This is a genomic window from Sphingomonas gei, from assembly GCF_004792685.1.
Lineage (GTDB): Bacteria > Pseudomonadota > Alphaproteobacteria > Sphingomonadales > Sphingomonadaceae > Sphingomonas > Sphingomonas gei.
In genome coordinates this window covers 190,308-215,827 of sequence record NZ_SRXT01000003.1, presented here as the reverse complement: position 1 = coordinate 215,827, position 25,520 = coordinate 190,308, and the positions used below count along the sequence as shown (strand labels likewise).

At 66.3% G+C, this 25,520-nt stretch carries 22 protein-coding genes and 1 riboswitch; of the genes, 8 read left to right on the top strand and 14 right to left on the bottom strand.

The window, feature by feature from the left end; all coding sequences use genetic code 11:
* Positions 1–132: 132 nt before the first annotated feature.
* From E5A73_RS08170 to E5A73_RS08160, 3 genes are read left to right on the top strand one after another with little or no spacing between them, the layout of a single operon-like run.
* Positions 133–1,083, top strand: coding sequence for a glucokinase (locus tag E5A73_RS08170; protein ID WP_135963328.1), 951 nt, complete (start codon positions 133–135; stop codon positions 1,081–1,083).
* 44 nt (positions 1,084–1,127) lie between these two features.
* Positions 1,128–1,610: a pyridoxamine 5'-phosphate oxidase family protein gene (locus E5A73_RS08165; RefSeq protein WP_135963327.1), complete on the top strand. Its 483-nt coding sequence runs from the start codon at positions 1,128–1,130 to the stop codon at positions 1,608–1,610.
* Positions 1,611–1,641: 31 nt separating this feature from the next.
* Positions 1,642–2,016 (top strand): YkvA family protein, encoded by a 375-nt coding sequence (locus E5A73_RS08160; RefSeq protein ID WP_135963326.1) that lies wholly within the window; start codon positions 1,642–1,644, stop codon positions 2,014–2,016.
* Here the strand turns inward: E5A73_RS08160 and E5A73_RS08155 are convergent, their stop codons facing one another.
* Positions 2,017–3,246 carry a polyhydroxyalkanoate depolymerase gene (locus E5A73_RS08155; protein WP_135963325.1) on the bottom strand — a complete coding sequence of 410 codons (1,230 nt, stop codon included), beginning with the start codon at positions 3,244–3,246 and terminating at the stop codon, positions 2,017–2,019.
* Between the two features lie 189 nt (positions 3,247–3,435).
* On the opposite strand from E5A73_RS08155, the gene E5A73_RS08150 reads away from it, so the two are divergent.
* Positions 3,436–5,217 carry an ABC transporter transmembrane domain-containing protein gene (locus E5A73_RS08150; protein ID WP_135963324.1) on the top strand — a complete coding sequence of 594 codons (1,782 nt, stop codon included), beginning with the start codon at positions 3,436–3,438 and terminating at the stop codon, positions 5,215–5,217.
* Here the strand turns inward: E5A73_RS08150 and E5A73_RS08145 are convergent.
* Entirely contained in the window at positions 5,214–6,923 is a 1,710-nt protein-coding gene (locus tag E5A73_RS08145; RefSeq protein WP_135963323.1) for an SPASM domain-containing protein, read from the bottom strand. The genes E5A73_RS08150 and E5A73_RS08145 overlap by 4 nt on opposite strands.
* 151 nt (positions 6,924–7,074) lie before the next feature.
* Positions 7,075–7,947, bottom strand: a complete 873-nt coding sequence (locus E5A73_RS08140; RefSeq protein ID WP_135963322.1) for a class I SAM-dependent methyltransferase — start codon at positions 7,945–7,947, stop codon at positions 7,075–7,077.
* Between the two features lie 226 nt (positions 7,948–8,173).
* Here E5A73_RS08140 and E5A73_RS08135 point away from each other — a divergent pair, with 226 nt between their 5' ends.
* A complete protein-coding gene (locus tag E5A73_RS08135; protein ID WP_135963321.1) occupies positions 8,174–9,337 on the top strand; it encodes a saccharopine dehydrogenase family protein in 1,164 nt (387 codons plus the stop codon).
* Positions 9,338–9,546: 209 nt separating this feature from the next.
* On the opposite strand, the gene rnr is transcribed toward E5A73_RS08135, so the two are convergent.
* Positions 9,547–11,829 carry a ribonuclease R gene (gene rnr, locus E5A73_RS08130; RefSeq protein ID WP_135963320.1) on the bottom strand — a complete coding sequence of 761 codons (2,283 nt, stop codon included), beginning with the start codon at positions 11,827–11,829 and terminating at the stop codon, positions 9,547–9,549.
* Positions 11,830–11,857: 28 nt separating this feature from the next.
* Here rnr and glpD point away from each other — a divergent pair, with 28 nt between their 5' ends.
* Positions 11,858–13,342, top strand: a complete 1,485-nt coding sequence (gene glpD / locus E5A73_RS08125; protein WP_240700090.1) for a glycerol-3-phosphate dehydrogenase — start codon at positions 11,858–11,860, stop codon at positions 13,340–13,342.
* Positions 13,343–13,394: 52 nt separating this feature from the next.
* On the top strand, positions 13,395–13,727 hold the full coding sequence (locus tag E5A73_RS08120) for a PilZ domain-containing protein (protein WP_168355858.1): 333 nt from the start codon (positions 13,395–13,397) through the stop codon (positions 13,725–13,727).
* Positions 13,728–13,730: 3 nt separating this feature from the next.
* Here E5A73_RS08120 and E5A73_RS08115 read toward each other — a convergent pair whose 3' ends face one another.
* From E5A73_RS08115 to proS, 3 genes are read right to left on the bottom strand one after another with little or no spacing between them, the layout of a single operon-like run.
* Positions 13,731–14,753: a pectinesterase family protein gene (locus E5A73_RS08115; protein ID WP_135963317.1), complete on the bottom strand. Its 1,023-nt coding sequence runs from the start codon at positions 14,751–14,753 to the stop codon at positions 13,731–13,733.
* 13 nt (positions 14,754–14,766) lie between these two features.
* Positions 14,767–15,372 (bottom strand): TIGR02466 family protein, encoded by a 606-nt coding sequence (locus E5A73_RS08110; protein WP_135963316.1) that lies wholly within the window; start codon positions 15,370–15,372, stop codon positions 14,767–14,769.
* 4 nt (positions 15,373–15,376) lie between these two features.
* Entirely contained in the window at positions 15,377–16,903 is a 1,527-nt protein-coding gene (gene proS, locus E5A73_RS08105) for a proline--tRNA ligase (RefSeq protein WP_135963315.1), read from the bottom strand.
* 264 nt (positions 16,904–17,167) lie between these two features.
* Here proS and E5A73_RS08100 point away from each other — a divergent pair, with 264 nt between their 5' ends.
* A complete protein-coding gene (locus E5A73_RS08100; protein WP_135963314.1) occupies positions 17,168–18,082 on the top strand; it encodes a DMT family transporter in 915 nt (304 codons plus the stop codon).
* Between the two features lie 528 nt (positions 18,083–18,610).
* On the opposite strand, the gene E5A73_RS08095 is transcribed toward E5A73_RS08100, so the two are convergent.
* From E5A73_RS08095 to E5A73_RS08065, 7 genes are all read right to left on the bottom strand, one after another.
* Positions 18,611–19,204 carry a DUF938 domain-containing protein gene (locus tag E5A73_RS08095; RefSeq protein WP_135963313.1) on the bottom strand — a complete coding sequence of 198 codons (594 nt, stop codon included), beginning with the start codon at positions 19,202–19,204 and terminating at the stop codon, positions 18,611–18,613.
* 23 nt (positions 19,205–19,227) lie between these two features.
* On the bottom strand, positions 19,228–19,620 hold the full coding sequence (locus E5A73_RS08090; RefSeq protein WP_206366425.1) for a DUF6481 family protein: 393 nt from the start codon (positions 19,618–19,620) through the stop codon (positions 19,228–19,230).
* A 26-nt stretch (positions 19,621–19,646) separates the two neighbouring features.
* Positions 19,647–21,215, bottom strand: a complete 1,569-nt coding sequence (gene gcvPB / locus E5A73_RS08085) for an aminomethyl-transferring glycine dehydrogenase subunit GcvPB (RefSeq protein ID WP_135963312.1) — start codon at positions 21,213–21,215, stop codon at positions 19,647–19,649.
* A gap of 136 nt (positions 21,216–21,351) precedes the next feature.
* Positions 21,352–22,710 carry an aminomethyl-transferring glycine dehydrogenase subunit GcvPA gene (gene gcvPA, locus E5A73_RS08080; protein WP_135963311.1) on the bottom strand — a complete coding sequence of 453 codons (1,359 nt, stop codon included), beginning with the start codon at positions 22,708–22,710 and terminating at the stop codon, positions 21,352–21,354.
* Positions 22,711–22,871: 161 nt separating this feature from the next.
* Complete coding sequence (gene gcvH / locus E5A73_RS08075; RefSeq protein ID WP_135963310.1) at positions 22,872–23,243, bottom strand: glycine cleavage system protein GcvH; 372 nt, start codon at positions 23,241–23,243, stop codon at positions 22,872–22,874.
* A 1-nt stretch (position 23,244) separates the two neighbouring features.
* Positions 23,245–24,462, bottom strand: coding sequence for a glycine cleavage system aminomethyltransferase GcvT (gcvT, locus tag E5A73_RS08070; protein WP_135963309.1), 1,218 nt, complete (start codon positions 24,460–24,462; stop codon positions 23,245–23,247).
* Between the two features lie 160 nt (positions 24,463–24,622).
* Positions 24,623–24,715, bottom strand: a riboswitch (glycine riboswitch).
* A 63-nt stretch (positions 24,716–24,778) separates the two neighbouring features.
* Positions 24,779–25,417 carry a hypothetical protein gene (locus E5A73_RS08065; RefSeq protein WP_206366424.1) on the bottom strand — a complete coding sequence of 213 codons (639 nt, stop codon included), beginning with the start codon at positions 25,415–25,417 and terminating at the stop codon, positions 24,779–24,781.
* Positions 25,418–25,520: the final 103 nt, after the last annotated feature.

Here is a 25,520-nt window from a genome sequence, read left to right as displayed (position 1 = left end):
CACCCGCCGCGCAACATAGCCTCTTCTGGCCGTCGACGGCCTTGCACCGCACCTTGTTGTTGTTTCTGTAACAAGTGTTAGCGATACCAGCGTCGAGCCTCCGCGGAAGGAGGCCATGAGGAGGGGCCGCAAATGGCAGGAGACGTGGCTTTGGTGGCCGATATCGGCCGCCAATCGGTTCGGTTCGGACTGACCGGCGGGGACGCCGGGTTGATGCCGCGCGACATTCGCAAGTTCATGACTGCCGAGCATCCCACTTTCACCAGCGCGCTGGTCGCCTATCTGAACGGAGTCGGCCTGCAGGAAGCCCGGCTGCCGAGCGTGCTCGCCGTGGCAGGCGCGGTGCGCGGCGATCTGATCAACCTGACCGGCAGCCGCTGGTACATCTCGCTTTCGGGCGTCGAAGCGGTGCTGCGGGTCCGACCGCAGGCGCTCAACGAATGCGCCGCCAACGCGCTCGCGCTGACCATGCTTCCGGTAGCCGCCTTCACCCCGCTGCAGGGGCCCGCGCCAAAGCCGGTCGAGGCCGGCGGCAATTATGTCGTGATCGGCACCGGCACCGGCCTCGGCGTCGCCGCTCTCATCACTGCCGGCGGCAAGCTCAGCGCGCTCCAGACCGAGGCGGGGCACATGTCGTTCGCGGCAAGCAGCGCCGACGAACGCACCTTCGCGCAATATTGCACGTCGAAGGGCATCGTCTTCGACATCGAGACCCTGCTCGGGGCACCCGGGCTGCTGCTCGCCTACGAGGCATTGTCGGGCGGCAAGAAGCTGGAAAAGCCGGAGGACGTCACCCGCGGCATCGGCCGCGATCCGGTGAGCACCGCCGTGGTGCGCATGTTCGTCGAGCATCTCGGCAGTTTCGCCGGCGATCTCGCGCTGGCCTATGGCGCGTGGGACGGCGTGTTCCTCACCGGCGCGATCGCCCGCGCGCTCCAGCCCCAGCTGATGGATCCGGGTTTCCGCCGCCGCATGGAGGGCAAGGCTGCGTTCCGCCGCCAGCTTTCCGAAGTTCCGGTCGCATTGGTCAACCGCACCGACCTCGAACTGCTCGGCGCCGCCGCATCGCTCGGGAACGCCTGAACCGGCACATCGTTACTCTCCCGAACGCAATCCGGGAGCACATCGTGGCCGATACCATTCAACTCAAGAAAGACCTGTGGGCGAAGCTGGCGACCAGCCCGTTCGTGATGATCGGACTCACCGACAGTCCCGAGCATCACATCCCGCTCACTGCGCAGCTCGACGAGGATCAGGTCGACACTCTGTTCTTTTTCATTGGCAAGGACAATCGCCTAGCCCCCGGCGGCCGCGCGATGGCGCATTTCATCTCCAAGGGGCACGATTTCTTCGCCTGCCTCGACGGCGTCGCCCGCATCGACAACGACTTCGCGATGATCGACAAATTGTGGAACAGCCAGGTCGAGGCGTGGTTTCCCGGCGGCAAGAGCGATCCGAACCTCGCCTTGCTCCGCTTCGACATCGATAGCGCCGAGCTTTGGGAGACCGACATGTCGGTGTCGGGCAAGCTCAAGATGCTGTTCGGCGGCAAGATCAAGAGCGGCGAGGAAGGCAGCCACGCGGTGGTGAGCACCACGGCGGAGAGCTGATGCGGACCCGGCGGATGCGGAGCGCGGTCCCGTGACCACGGGGCCCTCGCTCGCGCACCGCCTCCGCACCGAAGCGCACGCCATCTGGTTCGCCGTTCGCGATCCGCGAACGCCGCTCTATGCCAAGCTGTTTGGTTTGCTCGTCGCGGCATATGCGCTGTCGCCGATCGACCTGATTCCCGATTTCATTCCGGTGCTCGGACTGCTCGACGACGCTATCCTGATCCCGCTCGGCGTGTGGCTGTTCGAGAAGATGATCGCGCCCGACCAGTTCGCCGAGCATCGCGCCAAGGCAGAGATCGCCACCCGCCGCCCGGTCAGCTGGGGCGGCGTGCTGATCGTAGTGACGATCTGGGGACTGCTCGCGCTCCTCGCGTGGAGCGCTTTGGTCACCGCCTACGACTGATCAGTCGTGCTGCGCGATCCATTGCTCGAGCACCGGCGCGATCTTCGTCCGCCACTTCGAGCCGTTGAAGATGCCGTAATGGCCGACTTCGGGCGCCATGTGATACTTTTTCAGCTTCGCCGGCAATTTGTCCGCGATGGTCAGCGCCGCCTTGGTCTGTCCCAGCCCGGAAATGTCGTCGCGCTCGCCTTCGATCGCGAGAATCGCGACATCGGTGATCGCCGAGGGATCCACCCGCCGCCCGCGATGCAGCATCTCGCCCTTGGGAAGCGCGTGCGCCTGGAACACCACGTCGATCGTCTGGAGATAGAATTCGGCGGTCATGTCGCAGACCGAGCGATATTCCTCATAGAACGACATCGTCGAGTCGGCACTCTCGCCGTCGCCGTCGACCAAGTGGCGGAACATCTCCCAATGGCTGACCATATGGCTGCCGAGGTTCATCGTCATGAACCCCGCGAGCTGCAGGAAGCCGGGATACACCTTGCGCCCCGCGCCGGGATAGGTGACGGGAATCGTGGCGATCACGTTCTTGGCGAACCAGCTGTGCGGACGCTCGGTCGCCAGCGTGTTGACTGCGGTTGGCGCCTCACGCGTGTCGATCGGGCCGCCCATCATGGTCAGCGTCTTGGGCCGGTTGGGATGCTTGTCCGCGCTCATCAGCGCCGCCGCGGCGAACGCGGGCACCGAGGGCTGGCAGACAGCGAGCATGTGCGGCCGGGCATTTCCCTCGGCGCCGATATGGGCGAGGAACGCCACCAGATAATCGATATAATCGTCGAGATCGAAGCGGCCTTCGCTCTGCGGCACCAGCTTGGCGTCGCGCCAGTCGGTGATGTAGACATCGGCGAACGGCAGCATCCGCTCGACCGTACCGCGCAGCAGCGTGGCATAATGGCCGGACATCGGGGCGACGATCAGCAGCTTGGGCCCACCTTCGACGCCTTCGCGCACGAAGCGCTTGAGCTGCCCGAACGGTTTGCGCAGCACGATCTCTTCGCGCACCGCGACTTCACGGCCTTCTATGGTAGTCGAGTCGAGCCCGAAATCGGGCTTGCCGCGCGGCGCCGAAGCGTGCGCGAACACCTCCAGCGCGGAAGCGAGCACCGGGCCGCCGCCGAAATAGGAGAAGGGGTTGGCCGGGTTGTTGAGCAGGCCGGCGGAGAAATTAGCCCATGCGCTGGCCCCGGCGAGGAGCGAGCGCTGAATCTCGTAAGCGTCGTAGAGCATTCAATTCCTTCCACCGTCCACCCGTAGGAACGGTGGCGACTTATCTTACTAATAGGCTGTGCCGTGTTGCGGTGCAACGTCGTCATACCAAATGTTCCAATACGGGAAGGTGTTCCCGATTCCCTCTCTCATCGGGATGGGAGCAAGAGAGTGTTCCCCTCCCCTCGCATTCACGCTAGTCCGCGCCGCATGTCCGAACCCGCCCCTGCGCCCGCTCCTCCATCCCAGCGCAAGCTCAGCAACCTGCTCGTCGTGTGGCGTTTCACGCGCCGTTATCCGCTGCAATTGGCAGCCGCGACGCTCGCGCTGGTCGCTTCGTCGGTCGCGACCCTGTGGATCCCGCGCACCTTCAAGCAGATCGTCGACAACGGCTTCGCCGCAGGCGCCGACACCAGCAAGATCGGCGTCTATTTCCAGGGCCTCCTGCTCGTCGTCGTCGCGCTCGCGGTGGCGACGGCAGTGCGCTTCTACTTCGTTTCGTGGGTCGGCGAGCGCACCGTCGCGGACATACGCATGGCGGTGCACCGCAATCTGCTGCGCCTGCCGCCCAAATGGTTCGAGGAGAACCGCCCGTCCGAGATCGCCTCGCGACTCACCTCGGACACCGCGATCGTCGAGATGGTCGTCGGCAACACCGTCTCGACCGCGCTGCGCAACCTGCTGACCGGCACCGGCGGAATCATCTATCTGTTCACGCTCGCCCCGGCGATCGCTGCCTATCTGCTCGTCGGCATACCGGTGATCGTCCTGCCGATCGTCTGGCTCGGCGGCCGGGTCCGCAATCTGTCGCGCTCGAGCCAGGATCGCGTCGCCGATATCGGCTCGATCGCGTCCGAAACCCTGGGTGCGATGCGCATCGTCCAGGCCTTCGGGCAGGAACAGCGCGAGGCCGAACGCTTCGAAGGCGCCGTCACCCGCAGCTTCGTGGCCGCTAAGCGCCGCTTCGCCTTGCGCGCGGTGATGACCGCGGCCGTGATCGGCCTGCTCTTCACCGCCATCACGCTGATCATGTGGGACGCAGTTTACGGCGTCGCCGAAGGCCGCATTTCCGGTGGCTCGATCACCGCGTTCGTGATCACCGCCGGCCTCGTCACCGGATCGTTCGGCGCGCTGACCGAAGTCTATGGCGAATTGCTTCGCGGCTCGGGCGCCGCCAGCCGCCTCGCCGAGCTGTTGCGCGAAGAGCCCGACATCGCTCCCCCCGCCAACCCGTTGCCGCTGCCCCAGCCCCCGCTTGGCGCGGTTGAATTCGACAACGTCACGTTCCGCTATCCCACCCGCCCCGAAGTCTCGGCGCTGACTGGCTTCACGCTCGACGTCCGCCCTGGCGAGACCGTCGCGGTCGTCGGCCCTTCGGGCGCGGGCAAGTCGACCTTGTTCCAGCTGCTCCAGCGCTTCTACGATCCCGAAAGCGGCGTGGTCCGAGTCGATGGCGTCGATGTCCGCCAGGTCGACCCTGCCGACATCCGCGGCCGCATGGCGATCGTCCCGCAGGACACCGTGATCTTCGGCGCCTCGGCGCGCGACAATTTGCGCTACGGGGCTTGGGATGCCGGCGACGACGCGATCTGGGCCGCGGCCGAGGCCGCCAATGCCGGCGATTTCCTGCGCGAGCTGCCCCAGGGCCTCGATACGTTCCTTGGCGAGGCAGGCGCCCGCCTATCGGGCGGCCAGCGCCAGCGCATCGCAATCGCCCGCGCCTTGCTGCGCGACGCGCCGATCCTGTTGCTCGACGAAGCCACCTCCGCGCTCGATGCCGAAAGCGAGCGGCTCGTGCAGGACGCACTCGACCGCCTGATGGAAAACCGCACCACGTTGGTGATCGCCCACCGCCTCGCCACCGTCCGCGCCGCCGACCGGATCATCGTAATGGACGAAGGGCGCATCGTCGAAACGGGTACGCATGGCGAGCTGGTCGGCGCCGGCGGGCTCTACGCCCGGCTCGCGGCGCTGCAGTTCCAGGAAGCTTAAGCGGCGTTCTGCCAGCCGAGGGTGGCGGGCACGATCGCCTCGCCGCCCAGCGCCTCGCGCTCCTTGAGCCGATAGGCCCCCTGCTCGGCAAAGCCGAGCGCGGCGAGCGCCTGGGCCTCGAGCAGGAGCAGGTCGAGATCGGTGCGGAAGTGCGTCCGGCCGGCGGCGCACAGCGCCACGACGCGTTCCGCATTGCCCCGCGCCGCGATCAGCGCGTCCTGTAGCTCGGCGCGGCTATAGCCCTTGGGCAGGCTGTCCGAGGGCAGTTCGACCTCGAACGCACGCGCGCGCCAATTCGCCACATCGTAAAGCTGTACGACCGGCGCGGCCAGCCGCTCGTCGCGTAGCGTCTCGAGAAACGCCAGATGCAGCGGGTGCGTCGAAGCCGCGACATTCTTGCGGGCAAAGTCCTTGGCGAGGTGCCCGCCGGTATTCTGGATCATGTACATCAGCACCGAATCCGCCCCCAGGCGCTCGGTCAGTTCGACCAGTCCCGCCATCTCGTGATAATTGTCGAGCTGGACAGTCGTATTCAGCGAATATTCGCTGAATTCTCCCCGCGCGCGCTTGGCGGAGATGAATTCGAGGTTCGGGTACAGCTTTTCCCATTTACCCGGCCGCCGGACGACCTGATAGACCCAGGGCGTGCAGGCATCGATCGAGACGATCACCGCCGCGCGATACTTTTCGAGCCCAGGATACTGCGCCCAGCGCCCTTCGCCCATCAGCAGGGCGTTGGTGTGGATCGCCAGCTTCGCCTTCACGTCATGATCGGACATGTAGCGCAGGATCGAACGATAATGCGGGCTCGACCATGGATCGCCCTGCCCCGAAACCGAGATCAGCGGTTCGCCCTCTGCGTTGAGCAGCGGCCGGAACACGTCACGCTCGATGACTTCGAAACGCTGCTCCTGGGCATCATCGGCAACGAGGATTCCATCGCGGCAAGACGGGCAGGCCAGATTGCACGTCACGTCGTGCGCCAGGAACAGCCAGCGCGGCCCGCTGCTCAGCTCAGTGCGGCCTTCGTCGATGATGGCGCGGAACTCGGGATCGACCACCTCGTCGCGCTTCGGCAGCGTGCCGTCGACGATGAAGTCGCAGCGTTGCTTGTGGCAATGCCGATAGCTGCCGTCGAGGATGCTGCCGCGCATGTCCTGCGCCGCCGGGCTGTTCCATATCTGCTCGAAGGTCTGCCCGTCGAGGTTGCCGAGGCGCTGCTCGGTCCAGATCGAGCAGCACGGCGCTACCGAGCCGTCCATCAGAGTCTCGAACTTGACGAAGGGGGATTCGCAGAACCGGTCCGATAGGTCGGCGGAGAGACCCGGCTGGCCGTGGCGCTGTACGAAGAACGTCGCGCCGGCGATCTGCGGGCAACTCGCTTGTTCGCTCGCCAGCCGGTTGAGGAAGGCAATGCCTTCGAGGCGGTCCACCGTCAGCGCATGAAGGACACCGCCGATGACGTTGACTCCCTTCAGGATCGCGCCGCTCTGGCCGGGCCGCAGCGCATCCAGCAGATCGCGCAGATCGGTCACGTCGTGCTCGGCCGCGGCGGCCAGCGCCGCCCAGACCTCGGGATGGTCGGCGCCGTCCGCGAGCTGTTGAACCACGCTCTCGACGACGGGAAAATAGGGGTGCTCGGTCAATGGCACCGGGTTGGCCCGTGCCACGGCATCTTCACCGAGCGTGCCGACAGCAACGTTCATCTCTGGCTCCATCAACCTGTTGGTTACCATTGTAGAAGGGTTGCGCGCATCGGGTGCGGATCGACGGCTTTTTGGATTGCCCCGGTAGATCGCGCGCCACGCCTGAACGCCTGCGCAGGCCGCATGCAGCGCAGGGTCGGTTCGCGGCCCCTCAGGCCGCCAGCGAGACTTCACACGCGTGCGCGGGGGGCAGGAAATCGTCGATGCTGAGCTCGGGGTGCGGGTACTGGAAATGGTTTGCCGCCATCGGCAGCACCACACCCTCGGCGACACCCGGCAGGAAGTAATTGCCCTGGAATGCATTGGGCTGGGTGAGCGAGTCAAACCGGTCATATGCGGCGCCGATGGACGCATATTTCAGATCGGTGCCGAAGACCGCGTAAAGCGCGAGGTCGACGAAGTTCATGTTCTGGATCGTTCCGCGGAGATGCGTGTCCTGGGCGATGATCGCGAACAGTTGCTCGCGGACATAATAAAGCGAAGACATGTCTTTCACGACCTGATTGAACTCGTGCGAGCCGTCATGGTGCACGATCGTCCGATGGTCAGGCTCGCCCAGCATGACGTGGCGTACATAGCTCGGCAGGTCGCCGTGAAAGAGCCGGATGCGCTTGGCCGCTTCCGGGTACATCCGCCGCACCCGCTCATAGGCGAAGCGGAGGAAGTTGGGATCTATGTCGACCATGTCGAGATCGAAATCGAACGGCTCGATGCAGCCGGCGAGGAAGGTCGACGAACCTCCCATGAACACGCCGACTTCGACCACCCGATCGAACTCGCCGTTGAAGTCGCGAAGCGTGCGCACGAGATCGAAATAATATTGCGCCGAGCACTGGTCCTCATAGTCGAGGCCGAGCGCCTGGAGCTTCGCGACGATACGGTCGAAAATGCGGCTCTGGCCCAGCAATGCGCCAATCTGACCGACCGCGCGATAGCCGGAGGCGATGCTGGCGCTCAGCCCCGCCGCGAGCGCGTCCACTTCGTGCGCCTGCTCATAGGGCTCGATGAAAGTGCCGAAAGTCATGTGAGTCTCCGCAAGAGCGGCGATCCTTGCCGCATTTACCATCAATTATATGCGCTGACGGCACGACCTGACCTCTTCCGGGGCTAAAAACCTGTCGCGTCGATCGGCAGCCCCGCCATTCGGGTCCGTCAGGATTTGCCCGTTCTTCATTTCAGAATAATGGGTATGTATGCCGAACGGGCACCGATGACGATCGCGCAAGGCGCAGAACGACGAGGAGAGAGCAATGGCCGACCGCGAATTCGAGATCGTCGTCTATGGCGCCACCGGCTTCACCGGCCGTCTCGTCGCCGAATATCTCGCGGCCAACTATGCCGACGTGAAATGGGCGATGGCCGGCCGCTCGCTGACCAAGCTCGAGCAAGTCCGCAGCGAGATCTGCGCGCCGGCCGATACGCCGCTGCTCACCGCCAATGCCGACGATCCCGCGGCGCTGACCGCGCTGACTGCCCGCGCGCAGGTCGTGGTCACCACCGTCGGCCCGTACCAGCTCTATGGCGAGCCGCTGCTCGCCGCCTGCGTCGAGACCGGCACCGCTTATGTCGACCTCTGCGGCGAGCCCAATTTCATGCAGGAAATGATCGGCAAATATCACGATGCCGCCAAGGCGAGCGGCGCGCGGATCGTCTTCTCGTGCGGCTTCGATTCGATCCCGTTCGATCTCGGGGTTTGGACCGTCGAGCAGGAAGCCATTCGCCGCTTCGGCAAGCCCGCGCCGCGCGTGAAGGGCCGCGTCCGCGCGATGAAGGGCACTTTCTCGGGCGGCACCTTTGCCAGCGGCAAGGCGACGGCGATGGCCGCCGCCAAGGACCCGGCAGTGCTCAAGGCGCTGATCGACCCGTTCGCGCTCACTCCCGGCTTTGTCGGGCCGAGCCAGCCCAAGGGCGTACTGCCCGAATATGACGACGCCGTCGGCGGGTGGGTCGCGCCGTTCATGATGGCAGTGATCAACACCAAGAACGTCCACCGCACCAATTTCCTCGCCGGCCATCTCTATGGCGCGGATTTCCGCTACGACGAGATGATGGTCGCCCCGGGCCTCGGCGACATCGGCAAGGCCGCGGCCGAGGCGATCGCCAAGATGAACCCGATGAACTCGGACAAGGGGCCCGCCCCCGGCGAAGGCCCGAGCAAGGAAGAACGCGAGACCGGCTATTACGACATCGCCTTCATCGCCGAGATGCCCTCGGGCGAGCGCCTCACCGCCACCGTCACGGGCGACAGGGATCCGGGGTACGGCTCGACCAGCAAGATGATCGCCGAAAGCGCGCTCTGCCTGATCCGCGATGTGCAGGGCGAAGGCGGGATCTGGACCCCGGGCGCGCTGATGGCCGAGCCGCTCAAGAAGCGGCTCGAGGCGCATGCCGGGCTGACTTTCGCGATCGAATGAACCCGCTTGCAATGTAGGATTTCGAGTGCTGCAATGGTGTGTCACGGGCCGTCCGCGACCGCTCTTTCAAAGTGTTGATACCGGCCGGAACGCAAATCGCGTTTGAGCTGCACTGTCGACACTTCCACACCGGTCACACCGGCCCCACCGCCGCTGGAAGTGCGGCATAGTGTGACCTTGGTGTGACCTTTCGTCGGCGGCGGCTCAGCCTATCGCTTGCGCCCCTGGTGCCGGATGTTCGCGGGGCGGCCGCGATGCTTGATCACGCGCTTCGGGCCCCTGCCCCGCTCCTCGCGCCCGCCGCCGCTCGACGCCGAGCCCTTGCCGTCAGGCAGTTCGAAGCGCAGCGCACCTGAAATCGGGTTCGCTTCGGCGAGCCGCAGCTTGAGCCGCTGGCCCAGCGCGAAGAATTCGCCAGTGTCCTCGCCGATCAGGCGCTGGCTCGCTTCGTCGTAGCGGAAATATTCGGAGCCCAGGTCGCGCACCGGAACCAGCCCGTCGCCGCCGATGCCGTCGATCGTCGCGAAGAAGCCGAAATTCTGTACCCCGGTGATCCGCGCATCCATCACTTCGCCGACATGCGCCGAAAGATAGGCGGCGACATAGCGGTCGACCGTCTCGCGCTCGGCTTCCATCGCGCGGCGCTCGAGGTTCGAGATGCTCTCGCCGATCTTGTCCATCGACCCGGCTTCTTCCGAAGTCAGCCCGCCCGGCCCGAGCTTGTACGCTTCGACCAGCGAGCGGTGGACGATCAGATCGGCATAGCGGCGGATCGGCGAGGTGAAGTGCCCGTAGCTGCCGAGCGAGAGGCCGAAATGCCCGGCATTCTGTGGACCATAATAGGCCTGGGTCTGGGTGCGCAGCACCTGCTGCATCACTTCGTCGCGAAAATCGGCTTCGCCCACCCGCTCGAGGATATGGTTGAAGGTCGCCGGCTTGATCACCTGCCCCAGCGCGAATTCCATGTCGTAGGTCTTGAGATATTCCTTGAGCGCGACCAGCTTCTCGCGCGCCGGCGGCTCGTGGACGCGGTACATTACCGGCGCCTTCTTCGCCTCGAGCGCCTTCGCCGCGGCGACGTTGGCCGCGATCATATAGTCCTCGATCAATTTGTGCGCGTCGAGCCGCTCGCGGGGCGCCACCGAGAGGATCCGCCCCATCTCGTCGAGCACGATCCGCCGCTCGGGCAGATCCAGGTCGAGCGGCTCGCGCTTCTCGCGCGCGGCGTTGAGCGCGCGCCAGCAATCCCACAAATGGCGCAGCGCCGGCTCGATCGCCTCGCGCCGCTCCGCGCCCGGCGCAAAGCGTTCGTCCAGCAAGGCGCGCGCACTGCCCGCGCCGTCGATGATCGTCTGGGCATCGTCATAGGCAATGTTCGCCGCGAGGCTGACCACCGCGCGGGTGAAGCGCCAGCTCCTGAGCTCGCCATTCTTGCCGACCTGCAGGTGGCACGCCAGCGCCGCACGGTCCTCGCCTTCCTTGAGCGAGCAGATTTCGGCCGAGAGAATCTCGGGCAGCATCGGCACGACGCGGTCGGGGAAATAGACCGAATTGCCGCGCTTGCGCGCCTCGCGGTCGAGCTGTGAGCCCGGCCGGACATAGAAGCTGACATCGGCGATCGCGACCACCGCCTTCCAGCCGCCCTCGTTCTTCGGATCGTCGTCGAGCGCCGCCCACACCGCATCGTCATGATCGCGCGCATCGGCCGGATCGATCGCGACGATCGGCAAATCCCGCAGGTCCTCGCGCTCGCCCAGCGCCTGCTTCGAGACGCGCTCGGCCTCGGCCAGCAACTCGTCCGAGAAGACATTGGGGATACCGTGGCGGTGGATCGCGATCAGCGAGAAGCTGCGTGGCGCGAACGGATCGCCCAGGCGTTCGACGACGTGCGCGAAGATCCGCGGCGGCTTCCCCGCCTTGTTCGCGAGCACGAGATCGCCCGGCTCGGCGCCGTTGCGTTCGGAGATCGGATAGCTGTGGCGATCCTTCTTCTCGACGCCCTGCAGATAGAGCCGCCCGCCTTCCTCGTGGACCACGCCGAGGATCTGCTCTTCGCCGCCGGCGAGCTTCTTCATCGGATGCGCGATCCAGCCGTTGCCGGCCTCCTCGGTGCGCGCGAGGATGCGGTCGCCGGGTCCCAGCGCCGATCGCTTGCCGCGCTGCTCGCGGACGCGCAGCCGCGGTACCGGAATGCCCTCGACCTCCCAGCGCTCGGGCACGGCCCAGACCGTGTCGCCATCGGCATCGGTGATCCGCAGCACGGTGACCTTGGGCAGTCCGCCCATCTTGTGGAAGGCGCGGCCCGGGGCGCTGTCGATCAGCCCCTCGTCGGCCATGTCCTTGAGCAGCGCCTTGAGCGCGATCTTGTCCTGCGCCGACAGCCCGAACGCCTTGGCGATCTCGCGCTTGCCGGCGGCGGTGTCGGACGTGGAAATGAAGTTCAGGATCTGCTCGCGTGTGGGCAGCCCCGCTTTTGTAATTTTTCTTGCCATTGGACACCAAGATAGGGACTCGCGGGCTTTGTACCAACACCGTAACGCAGTCCACGTGCCCTACGATCTTCTCATCATCGGCGGCGGGATCAATGGCTGTGCGATCGCCCGCGAGGCATCGCTTGCCGGGCTCAAGGTGCTGCTCGTCGAGAAGGACGATATCGCCAGCCACACCTCGTCGGCTTCGACCAAGCTGATCCACGGCGGGCTGCGCTACCTCGAGACCCGGGAGTTCCGGCTGGTCCGTGAGGCGCTCCACGAGCGCGAACGCCTGCTCGCTGCCGCGCCGCACCTGATCCGCCCGATGGCGTTCGTGCTGCCGCATGCGCATGCCGTGCGCCCGTGGTGGATGGTCCGTGCCGGGCTGTGGCTCTACGATCTGCTCGCCGGCAAATCCTCGCTGCCCCGCGCGCGCAGTCTAAACGCAGGCGACCGGACCTTCACCGAACCCCTCGCCGGCGAGCATCGGGGTTTCGTCTATTCGGATGCTTGGGTCGACGATTCGCGCCTGACGCTCGCGAACGCGCTCGATGCCGCCGCGCAGGGCGCCGAGATCGCCACGCGCACCGAGTTCGTCTCGGCCACCCGCGCCGCAGACCGGTGGCAGGTCAGCCTGTCCGACGGCCGCACGATCGAGGCACGCGGACTGGTCAACGCCGCCGGCCCGTGGGTGCGAACGATAATCAATAAGCTGCCTGTTGAGACCGGTTCGCAGGTTCGGCTGGTCAAGGGCAGCCACATCGTCGTCCCCCGCCTGTCCGAAGGCGACCATGCCTATATCCTCCAGCAGCCCGACCGGCGGATCGTCTTCGCCATCCCCTATGAAGGCGATTTTACCGAGATCGGCACCACCGACATTCCCGTCGAGCGGGCCGAGGATGCGATCTGTTCGCACGAAGAAACGCAGTACCTGTGCGACGCGGTGAACCGCTATTTCACGCGGCAGGTGTCTCCTGCCGACGTGCGGTGGAGCTGGTCGGGCGTCCGCCCGCTCCACGACGATGGTGCCGCCAAGGCGCAGGCGGTCACGCGCGATTATGTCCTCGAGCTCGACACCGACGGCCCGCTTTTGCTGTCGATCTTCGGAGGCAAGATCACCACGGCGCGCGCGCTTGCCGAAGAGGCGATGGAAAAGATCGGCCCGCCGCTCGGCGTAGAACCGCGCTGCCGCACCCGTGCCCGCGCCTTTCCGGGCGGGATGATCGCCGGCTTCGACCTTCATCTCGACCATGTCCGCACGCGCTGGCCCTTCCTCGGCGAGCAGCGCGCGCGGCGGATGGCGCATGCTTACGGCACCTTGCTCTTTGAGATGCTCGACGGGGTGCAGGACGAAGCCGGCATGGGCGCCGCGCTCGGCGCTGGGCTCACCGAGATCGAAGCGCGCTGGATGCACGAACGCGAATGGGCGCGCACGCCAGATGATGCGCTGTTCCGCCGCTCGAAGCTCGGGCTGCACCTGTCGGCAGTCGAGCGTGAAGCGTTTACTACGTGGTGGACCGCAAGATTCGCTTAACGAGTTGTTGATAACTCCGCCGTTAGCACTTCTGCCGGGGGGCAGGAGAGTTATGGCTACCAGGCTATCGCAATTCCGGACGGTGGGGCCTGCGCTGGTGGAACAGCGCAGCGAGCCGCGGCATCGCATCACCGTGACGCGCGCCACCGTGCGCAAGCAAGGCAATGCGTCGACCGAAGCGATCCTGCGCGACCTCTCGGTCTATGGGTGCCGCCTCGCCTGCACCAGCGAGCATCCCGAGGGCGACCGCGTCTGGCTGCGCCTCCAGGACAGCCTGCCCGTCTCCGCCACGGTCATCTGGAACAATGGCGACCATATCGGCTGCCGCTTCGACGCGCCGATCGACCGGAGCCTGATGCGCTCGCTCACGCTCGTCATCTGCTGAGCCTCAGCCGGCCAGCCCGTCCCAGTCGTCGAGTACGTTGGTCCGCGTGAAGTTCGCGACCTCGCCTGCGCTCAGCATGCGCCGTGTCGGCGAGGTGGGCCCGGCGCCCGGCCCGCGGCTGCCGATCTCGAACAGTCGTGCCTCCTGTGGCGTTAGCCGCCGCTGCTCGCCATCCGGGCCCTTATACCCCATCCAGGTCCAGCCCTCGCGCTTGATGTGCGCGTCCATCACGCATTGCACGAACACTGCCTGCCCGGTCAGCGCCATGTTGCCCCCGGCGCGCCACGGCCGCCCGAGCCAGGTCGAGCGCTTCGGCACGCCCGGCTCGCGGTTGAGCCGGCAGACATGGAACACCAGGCCGAAAGGCTGTGCCGCGGGTGTGCTCGGCGCGGCGATATAGCCTGAAGTATCGGCGCCCGGGACGAAGCGCGTGACGATCTCGCATCCCTCGATCCACGCGGCCCCGCCGCCGAAGATGAAATCCACGCCGCCCAGGATCCGGCAGCCGCTCAGCCAGCTTCGCGACTGGATGTAGAGCGTGTCCTGATAGCCTTCGATCTGGCAGTCCGCGACGCGGGTCCGGTCGGCCTCGGCGCGGATCATCAACGCCACCGCCTGGGCGCCATTCCCCGCGCCGTCGCGCTTCGCACCGATGAAGTCGAAGCTGTTGCGGATCGTGAGATTGCGCAGCGTCACGCCCGGTGCGGCTATCGTCAGTGTCGCGGTCCGGCCCGTGCCCCAGATGCCGCCATCGGCATGCTGCATGCCAGCATAGGTACCGTAGCTCAGGATCGCGCCATAGCCATCGCCGGCGATGGTCACGTTGGGAACCGTGACCGTCAGTTTCTCGACCAGGATACCGGCCCGCACCAGGATCCGGAACGGGCGACCTCCAGCTTGCGCCGCCTGTTCGAGCGCCTTGCCGAGCGTTCCGGTGCGCGGATCGACGATCGCGTCCCATCGCTCGGCGCGCGCTGCCACGGGAAGCATCAGCGCACCCGCCAGCACCGTCCGTCGATCGACCATCTCCGTCCCCCCGCTACCAGCGATAGTTGAAGCTCACGCTGATCCTCTTGCCCTTGCCCGAACCCGCCGGAACCTCGTGCCGCAGCCAGCTTTCCCAGAGCAGCACCGTCCCGGGCTCCGGCACTACCTCGACGAAGCCGCGCAGCGCCTCGGCGACATCGGCGCGGCGCGGCGGCGCGGCCATCATCATCGCCAGCCGCGGATCTTCGAGCCGCAGCCCACGCGATCCCGCCGGCAGCACGACATAGACCGTCCCGGAGACCACGCTGTGCGGGTGGATGTGCCCGCTATGCGCGCCGCCGCCATCGAGGACATTGACCCAGAGGCTATCGAGCTTGAGCTTCTTGCCGCCGAGATCGAACCCGCAGGCATCGGCGAATCTGGCAACGTGCCTGTCGAGCAGCCGCTTCAAATCGGCGAAGGCGGGGTCACGCACGGGCAAGTCGTTGAGCGAGGCATAGGAGGTATAGCCCCGATAGCCATGCTCCTTCGCCCAGCCGCGACCGGCCCGGTCGTCCTCGGCGAGCTGGAGGCAAGAGCCTTCCAACTCGGCAATCAGCGCGTCGTCGCCCAATGCCTCCTGATAGAGCAAGGAGGCGAAGAGCGACCGCACCGCCATCGGCTCAGTAAGCCCGCGCGACCAGGATGCGTTCGACCGCGGGCGCGCCAGTGAAGATGCAATTCCCCTCCGCTGGCGCGGCGCCCTCGGGTACGTTGCGGAAGGTGAGCTTGAGCGCCTTGAGCCGCTCGACCACCTTGTCCAACTCCGCTCCGCTGGGCTTCGACCAGCTGACTTCGACCCAGCCCGGCTTCGTGCCTTCGAACGCCGCTTCGAGCCCGGCATAGTCGGTCACGTCGCGGCGGATATTGGTGTCCATCCGCTCGCGTGCCTGGGAGTGGAGCGCCTGCTGGATGCTCTCCAACATCGCGGTGGCCTCGTCGACGAGCTGCGCGCGCGGCACCACTGCGCTGTCGAGCTTGCCGTCCTCGCGGTACAGCCGGTCGCGGCGGATCACCGAGACGTTCGCCCCGGCAACGTCGCGCCCGCCGACTTCGACCACGATCGGCGCGCCCTTCTTGACCCAGCCCCAGCGCTTGGTCGCCGCCTTGGCAGGGCGCAAATCGAGCAATGCGCGCACCGGCTCGCCGAACGCGCTGAACACTGCCAGTTCCTGCTGGAGCGTCTTGCAATAATCGACGATCGCAGCATCCTCGGGCTGATCGCGCAGCATCGGCACGATGACGATCTGCCACGGCGCGACGCGCGGCGGCACGCGCAGCCCGTCGTCATCGCCATGCACCATGATCACGCCGCCGATCATCCGGGTCGAGACGCCCCAGCTGGTCGTCTGCGCCAGCTCGAGCTCGCCCTCGGCATTTTGGAAGCGGATGTTCTGCGCGGTCGAGAAGGTCGTGCCGAGGAAATGGCTGGTGCCCGCCTGGAGCGCCTTGCCGTCCTGCATCATCGCTTCGATGCTGTAGGTCGAGACCGCGCCGGGGAAGCGCTCATTCTCGGGCTTTTCGCCGGCGACCACCGGCATTGCGAGGCAGTCCTCGGCGAACGACCGATAGACTTCCAGCATCTTGAGCGTCTCTTCGCGCGCCTCGGCTTCGCTGGCGTGCGCGGTATGGCCTTCCTGCCATAGGAACTCGCTGGTGCGCAGGAACATCCGGGTGCGCATCTCCCAGCGCACCACATTGGCCCATTGGTTGATCAGCACGGGCAAGTCGCGCCACGACTGGATCCAGCGCGAGAAGGCCGCGCCGATCACCGTCTCTGACGTCGGCCGCACGACCAGCGGCTCCTCGAGCTTCGCATCGGGATCGGGGACGAGCCTGCCGTCCTTCTGGATCAGCCGGTGATGCGTGACCACCGCCATTTCCTTGGCGAAGCCGTCGACATGCTCGGCCTCCTTCTCGAAATAAGAGAGCGGGATGAACAAGGGGAAATAGCAATTCTCGTGGCCGGTCGCCTTGATGCGATCGTCGAGCAGCCGCTGGATGCGCTCCCAGATGCCATAGCCCCACGGCCGGATGACCATGCATCCGCGCACCCCGCTCTCCTCGGCCAGATCGGCCTCCGAGATGACGGCTTGATACCAGGCGGCGAAATCCTTTTCGCGGGTGACGTTGAGCGCGTGCTTGATCATGGCCGTGCCTCTAAGGCGCGTGGGCAACGCCCGCAATGGCGGCCGCGCCGGCAAGGCGAGTCAATTGACTCCGCTTGACTCGAATCGCGTGTTTGAATGCCTGCCCGCCCCCGACCCTATTTCAGAATAACGCTTTCGTTGTCAGATATTTAGACGTTTCTAGGCGGGCTTGACCGCCTGGATCGAGCCAACCAGATGGTTGGCTTGGCGTCCCGGCTGACAGAGAGGGTTGTGCGCCGCAGCACCGCCGCCTAACCGCACGATGTGGCGGTGGCGAGAACCGAAAGCGTCTTCAAGGGCCTGGCCTTGCGCCTCGTGGCGATCCTGTGCCTGTCGACGATGTCGGCGCTGATCAAGCTCGCCGAGACGCGCGGCGCGACTCTGGTCGAGACGATGTTTCACCGCCAGCTCTGGGCGGTGCCGATCGTCACTGCCTGGATCCTGATGGGGCCCGGCCTGGGTTCGATCCGCACCGCACGCTTCGGCGCGCATCTGACGCGCACGGCGATCGGGCTCACCGGCATGGTCTTCACCTTCGGCGCGGTGCTGCTGCTGCCGCTCGCCGAGGCGACGACGCTCCAGTTCACCGTGCCGATCTTCGCGACTCTGCTCGGCGCGCTGGTGCTGCGCGAGAAGACCGGCTGGCACCGCTGGGGCGCGGTGGTGATCGGCTTCGCGGGCGTGCTGATCGTCGCCCAGCCCGGCAGCGGCCAGTTTCCACTGTTCGGCGCGGTGGTGGGATTGCTCGCGGCGCTGTTCGTGGCGATCGTCGCGATCACGCTGCGCCAGATCGGCAAGACCGAAAGCGCCGGCACCACGGTGTTCTGGTTTTCGGTGCTGTCGCTGCCCCCGCTCGGGGTGGCCTATGCCTTCCAGCTGCAGTCGCACGACTGGCTGACCTGGGCGAATTTGATCGCGATCGGCATCGTCGGCGGAGTCGCCCAGCTCGCGCTCACCGCGTCGGTTCGCTTTGCGCCGGTCTCGACAGTGATCCCGATGGACTATTCGAGCCTGATCTGGGGGACGTTCTACGGCTGGCTGATCTTCGGCGCCTGGCCGACGCCGTGGACCTGGCTCGGCGCGCCGATCATCATCGCCAGCGGGCTCTACATCGTCTGGCGCGAGCGGGTGCTGCATGTGCGCAACACCGAAGGCGCCAGCGACGCCGCTGCTTCGTAAGCTGCAACTCCCGCCCCTGCCTTCGCAGAGCGCGACTCGATCGCGCCGATACAAGCGGCCGAAATCGGGGTTTGACGGGCGTTAAGTTGGCTGGGTTTGCGAAGCGCGATCGATCTCGCAATATTCTTGCGCGCATTTCGCAGGATCGAGTTTCCGAACAATTGAAAGAGCGGCCGGCGACCAGCCGACCGCGCTAGCCAAGCAGGCGAAATCCTACATTGCAAGCTTTGAGCAATCGGCGGGGGGCCGGGGACGAGACGGATGGCGATGAGCCCCAGGACCCGGATTCAATCGGCCGTTTTCGTCATCCCGGATGTTACGCTTTCCCGGAAAACCGCAGGTTTTCCGCTGGAGAGCCTTCAGTCCGGGATCCACCTCTCCATCGGAGGCTTGCTGCACGGTGGATCCCGGACAGATCGATTTTCTTGTCAAATCAGAGATTTGAAGAAAACCGGCTTCCGGGATGACGGTATTTTGTTGCGACCTAACCCCTCCCTCGACGCGAGAGGAACCGCAGGTCGCCACCTTTCAGCCCCGCCGAAACACCAAGCCGAGATTGTTGGCCGGCATCGGCACGATCCGCTGGAGCGCCAGTCCGCGCGCCGCGGCGGCGGTGGACACGTCCTCGACCTGGCGCAGCCCCCAGCGCGAGTCGCGTGCCTTGAGCGATACGTCGAACGCCTCGTTCGACTCGGCGGTTTGCACGTCGCGCTGACGATAGGGTCCGTAGAGAATGAGCGCGGCGCCCGGTGCGAGCAGCCGCCCCGCGCCCGCCATCAGCCCCAAAGTGGCTTCCCACGGGCTGATATGGACCATGTTGACGCACAGGATCGCGTCGGCAGCAGCAATCGGCCAAGTCTCCGCCGCCGCGTCGAGCCCGAGCGGTGGCAGGACGTTGGGCAGGCCGGCGCACCAGTCGGCGATCGATGCGCGCGCGGCTTGCTCGGGATCGCTCGGCTGCCATTGCAGCGCCGGGAATCGTACGGCGAAATATGCGCAATGCTCGCCGCTACCGCTCGCGATTTCCAGCACCAGTCCGCTCGCCGGCAGTTCGGCCTCGAGCACCGCCGCGATCGAATCGCGGTTGCGCTCGGTGGCCGGGGCGTGGCGGCGGGCGCTCATTTCCGGCGCACCGCCGAAACGGCTTACTTCTTGCCCTTGCGCGCCGGGTAGCGGCTCTCGCTGCCCTTGCTCGGGAGCATGAACGAAGCGGCGAGCTTCTCCTTGGCAGCCCTGGCGGCTTCGGCCTTGTCGGCAGCCTTGGCCGCGGCCTGCTCCTCGGCCACGCGCTTCGCTTCGACACGGGCGGCTTCGGCATCGAGCTTGGCCTGCTCGATCGCAGCCTTTTCGGCCTCGATCGCGGCCAGCTTCGCCGCGCGCTCGTCTTCGACCGCCTGTTCGCGGGCGAGGCGTGCTGCCTTGCGCTCGGCCAGTTCGGCCTCGCTCAGCTTGGGCGCGGCCTTGAGCTTTTCGAGCAATGCCTTCTTGGCATCCGCCGAGCGTCCGGCGCGGTCGCTGAAAGTATCGTTGTACGTCATTCGGTATTCTTGCTCCTGAGCGGCGGCTATTCCGCCGCCTGTGCCCGTTCGGGCTCCTTGTAGACCAGCACCGGCTTGCGCGCGGCGAGCGTCTCGTCGAGTCGCCGCCGCGGTGCGTAATGCGGCGCGGTCTTGATCGCGAGATCGCCGCCCTTAGCCTTTTCGGCGACGAAACGGAAGGCGTGGATGAATTGATCGAGCGTGGCCTTGCTTTCGGTCTCGGTCGGCTCGACCAGCATCGCCCCGTGCACGACCAAAGGAAAATAGACCGTCATCGGGTGGAAACCCTCGTCGATCAGTCCCTTGGCGATATCGATCGTCGAGAATCCCTCGGGCAGGCCCTTATCGCTGAAGATCGCTTCGTGCATGCACGGACCCGATTTGGCGAACGGCGCGTCGAGCACATCCTCCATCGAACGCAGGATATAGTTGGCGTTGAGCACCGAATCCTCGGCGACCTGGCGGAGGCCATCGGCACCGTGGCTGAGGATGTAGGTGAGTGCCCGGGTGAACATGCCCATCTGGCCGTGGAAGGCGACCATCCGGCCGAAGCTCGACGCATGATGCTCGCCCGCGGTCTCTTCCTCGACCAAGATGAACTGATCGCCCTGCTTCTCGACGAACGGCAGCGGCGCATACGGCGTCAGCGCTTCGGAGAACACCACCGGCCCCGACCCCGGCCCGCCGCCGCCATGCGGAGTCGAGAAGGTCTTGTGGAGGTTGATGTGCATCGCATCGATGCCGAGATCGCCCGGACGGACGCGGCCGACGATCGCGTTGAAATTGGCGCCGTCGCAATAGACGAAGCCCCCCGCGGCGTGGACCGCATCCGAGATCGCGCGCATGTCGGGCTCGAACAGGCCGCAGGTGTTGGGGTTGGTGATCATCACCCCCGCCACGTCGGGGCCGAGCCGCGCCTTCAATGCTTCGAGATTGACCCGGCCCGCCTCGGTCGCGGGAATGTCCTCGACCGAGAAGCCGGCGAACGCCGCGGTGGCGGGATTGGTGCCGTGCGCGCTTTCGGGGACCAGCAGCACTTTCCGGGCCTGCTCGCCCTTGGCGTCGAGCGCCGCGCGGATCGCGAGCACGCCGCACAGCTCGCCATGCGCGCCGGCCTTGGGGCTCATCGCGACCGAGTGCATGCCGGTCAGCGTCACCAGCCAATGCGCGAGCTGGTGGATCACTTCGAACGCGCCCTGGCACGAATCGACCGGAGTCAGCGGGTGGAGATCGGCGAAGCCGGGGAGCCGCGCCATCCGCTCGTTGAGTCGCGGATTGTGCTTCATCGTGCACGAGCCGAGCGGGAACAGGCCAAGGTCGATCGCGTAATTCTGGCGGCTGAGCCGGGTATAATGGCGCACCGCCTCGGGTTCGGACAGGCCGGGGAGGCCGATGGGCTTCGAACGGTCCAGGCCGGCGAGGCGCGACTTGCCCGAAGGCGCCTCGGCGAAATCGACGCCCGTGGTCTCGGTCGAGCCGATCTCGAAGATCAAGGGCTCTTCGAGCATCAGCGCGCGGTTGCCGGTGGAAGTCGCGCCCGCGGCTTCGCCGGCCTGCGGCGTGGTGGGGCGCCAGCCGCTCTGGTTGATCGTCATGCTGCCACCTCGTGATTGCAGGCTGCGCCAACCCCGTTCGGCCTGAGCCTGTCGAAGGCCCGTCCTTCTTTTGGGAGGGGGCAGACAGAGAAAAACGGCCCTTCGACAAGCTCAGGGCGAACGACAGAGAGGAACGTCATGCCAGCGCCTCCTCGAGCGCGGAGGCGAGCGTTTCGACGTCCTCCCCAGTGGTGGTTTCGGTGACTGCGACGACGAGGCCGTTCGCGAGCTCGGGCGCGTCGGGGTAGAGCCGGCCCAGCGACACGCCGGCGAGGATGCCCTTGTCGGCGAGCGCGCGGACCACGGGGCGGGCTTCCTTCGACAGCTTCAGCGTGAATTCGTTGAAGAAACGATCGGTGACCAGTTCGACGCCGTCGATTTCGGCCAGCCGGTCGGCAGCGGCGCTGGCGGAGACATGGTTGAGCTCGGCGAGACGGCGCAGGCCCGCTTCGCCCAGCAAGGTCATGTGCGCCGACATCGCAAGCGCGCAGAGCACCGAGCTGGTGCAGATGTTCGAGGTCGCCTTTTCGCGGCGGATATGCTGCTCGCGGGTGGACAGTGTCAGCACGAAGCCGCGCTTGCCCTCGGCATCCTTGGTCTCGCCGCAGAGCCGTCCGGGCATCTGGCGGACCAGCTTCTCGGAGCAGGCGAACAGCCCGACATAGGGCCCGCCGAACTGGAGGCCGACGCCGAGCGACTGGCCTTCGCCGACGACGATGTCCGCGCCCATCTCACCCGGCGACTTGATCGCGCCCAATGCCACCGGCTCGGTGACTACTGCGATCAGCAGTGCCTTCCTGGCGTGGCAGGCTTCGGCGAGCGCGCTCATGTCTTCTATCCGGCCGAAGATGTCGGGGTATTGGACGACGACGCAGCTAGTGTCGTCGTCGATCTGGTCGATCAGGTCGAGCGTGTCCGGCTCGGGCGAGAAGGTTGGCAGCGAGGTGACGAGCCGATCGCCGGTAAATTTCGCCATCGTGTTGGCGACCGAGACGTAATGCGGATGCAGCCCGCCCGAGAGGATCGCCTTGCCGCGCCTGGTCACGCGCCGCGCCATCGTGATTGCTTCCCAGCACGCAGTCGAGCCGTCGTACATCGACGCATTCGCCACGTCGCAGCCGAGCAGCCGCGCGACCTGCGTCTGGAATTCGAACATCACCTGCAAGGTGCCCTGCGCGATCTCGGGCTGGTACGGCGTGTAGGCGGTGAGGAACTCGCCGCGCTGGATGATGTGGTCGACCGATGCCGGGACATGATGCCGGTACGCCCCGCAGCCGAGGAAGAACGGCACGTCGCCCGCCGCGAGGTTCTTCCTGGCCAGCGCCGACATGTGGCGCTCGACCGCGAGTTCGCTGGCATGGTTGGGCAGGCCGTGGACCGGGCCATCGAGGCGCGCGGCTTCGGGCACGTCGACGAACAGGTCGTCGATCGAGCCGGCGCCGATCGTGGCGAGCATCGCCGCGCGGTCGGTCGGGGTAAGGGGCAGATAGCGCATTGGACACGTCTCTCCCCCCTCGCTTTTAGGGAGGGGTTGGGGGTGAGTAGCGACGGCGGAGGCTCGATGCCTCCGGCGGCGCTTTTCGGGGATGGCGCAGGAAGGGCTCGCTTCGCTCGCACCCACCCCCAACCCCTCCCTTGCAGGGAGGGGAGCAGGAACTAGAGCTTGCTCACGAAATCCTGGTACGCGGCTTCGTCCATCAGCGCGTCGAGCTCGCCGGCATCGGCGAGCGTCAGCTTGAAGAACCAGCCCTCGCCTTCGGGATCGTCGTTGACCAGAGCCGGATTGTCGGCGAGCGCGGCATTGCCTTCGATCACCGTGCCGGCGACCGGGGCGTAGACGTCCGACGCGGCCTTGACGCTCTCGACAACCGCGGCATCGTCGCCCTTGCTGACGGTCTTGCCCGCTTCGGGCGTCTCGACGAACACGATGTCGCCGAGCTGGCTCTGCGCATAGGCGGTGATGCCGACGGTCGCGGTGTCGCCGTCGACCTGGATCCACTCGTGATCTTCAGTGAAATAGCGGCTCATATTACCCCTTTCTGACGTAGCGATGCGGGACGAAGGGCATTGCCACGACCTCCGCGTGATGAACCTTGCCGCGCTGGGCTAGCGTGATGCGCGTGCCGGGCGTGGCGAGCGCGACGGGCACATAGGCCATCGCGATCGGCTTCTCGACCGTGGGCGCGAACCCGCCGCTGGTGACCTTGCCGACGTCGCTGCCGTCTGCGCCGACCACGGCTGCGCCTTCGCGCACCGGCTGGCGGCCTTCGACGATCAGCCCGACGCGCTTGACGATCGGGCCCTGCTCGCGCTCGAGCAGGATTCGCGCATGGCCGGGGAAACCGCCTTCCTCGCGGCGGCGCTTCGACAGCGCGAAGCCGAGGTCGGCGGCGACCGGCGTGGTTTCGAGATCGAGATCGTGCCCATAAAGCGGCAGTCCGGCCTCGAGCCGCAGCGAGTCGCGCGCGCCGAGCCCGATGGGCTTGACCTCGGGCTGTGCGCACAGCGCCTCGGCGAACGACTCGGCAGCTTCGCCGGGCAGCGAGATCTCGAACCCGTCCTCGCCGGTATAGCCCGAGCGGCTCACCCAGAGCGGATTGCCGTTATACTCGAATGCCGCGGCGGTCATGAATACGAGGCTGGCAACTCCGGGTACGACGCGCTCGAGCGCAGTGACGGCCTCCGGCCCCTGCAGCGCGAGCAGCGCCTGTTCGTCGAGATGGTTGATCGAGACTTCATCGGGCAGATGCTCGCGCAGCACGCCGAGATCGTCCCATTTGGTCGCGCCGTTGACGACCATGTAAAAGGCGCCGCGCTCGATTTCGAAGGGGTTTTCCTGGCCCAGACGGGTGATCATCAGATCGTCGTGGATACCGCCATTGTCGGCGAGCAGCAGCGAATAGCGCATGCGCCCTTCGCCCAGCCCCTTGATGTCGCCGGGCAGCAAGGTCTCGAGTTCGGCATCGACGTCCGGCCCCGAGAACAGCAATTGTCCCATGTGGCTGACGTCGAACAGCCCGGCATGCGCGCGCGTCCAGAGATGCTCCGCCATGATGCCTTCATACTGGACCGGCATCTCATATCCGGCGAACGCGACCATGCGGCCGCCGCGCGCGCGGTGCCAGCTGTCGAGCGGAAGCTGCTGGACCTCCACCACTTCCTCGCCCGCATCGGAATCATGGCTGTACGCCGTGCCGCGTGCCTGGGTAAATTCGTCGGTGGGGCCGTTGTGGTTTTCTCGGCTCATCGGGGCACTCCGCACATAGGATAGAACGAGAGTCCCAACGCACATCGGTGCGCGCAAGTCCCTCGCCCCCTCTGTCACGGAACCTGAGAGCTTTCCCCCGGAGCAAATCCGGGGTTACCCCTTCGGTGGTCGCCTGTTGGACGACGCTTTCCAGAGTGTCGTAGCGCGCGCGGTCCCTGGTGCCTGAGAGATTCCGGGGCGGTTGCTCCTTCGGCGGGTAGCCTTGCGACCACCACTCTCCCGCGCGTGCCTATGCCGGTTGCCCACCATCGACCTGCGCAGCCTTGGCTGCGCGGCCGAAGCGAGTCAATCCGGTTCAGCGGGTGACGTTGTACTTAAGCTGGTCTTCGGTGAGCTGGAAGCCGACCAGCGCCTCGAAGGTCGACGCGAGCACCGCCGAGCGGATCGCCGGATCGGCGAGCGGATCCATCGCCGCTGCCTGATCGCCGGCCTTGCGCTTCTCGGTGAGGCGCTTGCGCACTTCTTCCGGCAGAGTTGCCGCGGCACGATCGATGCTGGCGTGCGCCTGGCCGGTCGTCTGTGCGCGCAGCTGGCCATCGGCGAAGCGGACGGTGACCTGGCCGATGCGCTTGGCGGTGACGTTGGTGCCGCCGCGCACCACGGTGATGAAATAGGGCAAGGTCACGTCGCGCGCCGGGCCCGGCTGGTTGCGCCGCGCCAGCACGTCGAAGGTCAAATTGGCCAGGATCTGCGGGCCGGTCTCGTCGCAGGTCGACTGGACGTTGGTGAGCACCGCGGTCACGTCGATCGCGCTCGCTTCGCGGCTGTTCGCCGGGTTGAACAAAGTGACGTCGCCGGTACCGGCGGGGACGCCGATATGCGGGCACGCCGAGCGCACCGCGGTGATGCCGCCCTCGGCGATGTCGCCGGTCTTGGAGCAGCCGCCGGCGGCCAGCAGGATCAGGGCGGGGACGGCGAGCTTGGCGAGCGACACGGGCGGTACACCTTTCAGACGGAACAACGGGCCACGCACGCGCGGCCCGGATAATGGCGGCACCATAGGAACCGGCTTTCGCGCGTGCAAGCAATCGCGTAGG